This window comes from Vibrio sp. 2-Bac 85 (assembly GCF_037546705.1).
Taxonomy (GTDB): Bacteria; Pseudomonadota; Gammaproteobacteria; order Enterobacterales; family Psychromonadaceae; genus Psychromonas.
This window is the reverse complement of sequence record NZ_JALAAB010000043.1, coordinates 1-1595: the sequence shown is the minus strand read 5'-3', so window position 1 is coordinate 1595 and position 1595 is coordinate 1. Positions and strand designations below refer to the sequence as shown.

Below are 1595 nucleotides of genomic sequence, written 5' to 3'. Positions count from 1 at the left end.
ATGTGTTTCTTTACGTAAGGAGGTGATCCAGCCCCAGGTTCCCCTAGGGCTACCTTGTTACGACTTCACCCCAGTCATGAACCACACCGTGGTCATCGCCATCCCCGAAGGGTTAAGCTAATGACTTCTGGTGCAGCCCACTCCCATGGTGTGACGGGCGGTGTGTACAAGGCCCGGGAACGTATTCACCGTGGCATTCTGATCCACGATTACTAGCGATTCCAACTTCACGGAGTCGAGTTGCAGACTCCGATCCGGACTACGACAAACTTTAGGAGATTCGCATACCATCGCTGGTGAGCAGCCCTTTGTATTTGCCATTGTAGCACGTGTGTAGCCCATCCCGTAAGGGCCATGATGACTTGACGTCGTCCCCACCTTCCTCCGGTTTATCACCGGCAGTGTCCCTAGAGTTCCCGGCATAACCCGCTGGCAAATAAGGATAAGGGTTGCGCTCGTTGCGGGACTTAACCCAACATTTCACAACACGAGCTGACGACAGCCATGCAGCACCTGTCTCAGAGTTCCCGAAGGCACTCTACTATCTCTAACAGATTCTCTGGATGTCAAGGGATGGTAAGGTTCTTCGCGTTGCATCGAATTAAACCACATGCTCCACCGCTTGTGCGGGCCCCCGTCAATTCATTTGAGTTTTAACCTTGCGGCCGTACTCCCCAGGCGGTCTATTTAATGCGTTAGCTTTGAATCCCACGGCATATAGCCACAAAATTCTAATAGACATCGTTTACTGCGTGGACTACCGGGGTATCTAATCCCGTTTGCTCCCCACGCCTTCGCGCCTCAGCGTCAGTCTTTGTCCAGGTGGCCGCCTTCGCCACTGGTATTCCTTCAGATCTCTACGCATTTCACCGCTACACCTGAAATTCTACCACCCTCTACAAAACTCTAGTTAACCAGTTTCAAATGCAGTTCCAAGGTTGAGCCCTGGGATTTCACATCTGACTTAATTAACCGCCTACGCGCGCTTTACGCCCAGTAATTCCGATTAACGCTCGCACCCTCCGTATTACCGCGGCTGCTGGCACGGAGTTAGCCGGTGCTTCTTCTGCGAGTAACGTCACAGCTGCACTCTATTAAAGTACAACCTTTCCTCCTCGCTGAAAGTGCTTTACAACCCGAAAGCCTTCTTCACACACGCGGCATGGCTGCATCAGGCTTGCGCCCATTGTGCAATATTCCCCACTGCTGCCTCCCGTAGGAGTCTGGACCGTGTCTCAGTTCCAGTGTGGCTGGTCATCCTCTAAGACCAACTAGGGATCGTCGCCTTGGTAAGCCATTACCTTACCAACTAGCTAATCCCACTTGGGCTACTCTTATGGCGTGAGGCCCGAAGGTCCCCCACTTTGATCCGGAGATGTTATGCGGTATTAGCAGTCGTTTCCAACTGTTGTCCCCCACCATAAGGCATATTCCCAAGCATTACTCACCCGTCCGCCACTCGTCAGCAAAATAGCAAGCTATTCTCTGTTACCGTTCGACTTGCATGTGTTAAGCCTGCCGCCAGCGTTCAATCTGAGCCATGATCAAACTCTTCAATTTAAAGTTTAATTTGCAACCTAAGTTGCGACTCAATA

At 51.6% G+C, this 1595-nt stretch carries 1 rRNA gene; it reads right to left on the bottom strand.

Features of this window, described 5'->3' with window-relative positions:
- Nucleotides 1-15: 15 nt before the first annotated feature.
- Nucleotides 16-1560, bottom strand: a 16S ribosomal RNA gene (locus MT390_RS19640).
- Nucleotides 1561-1595: the final 35 nt, after the last annotated feature.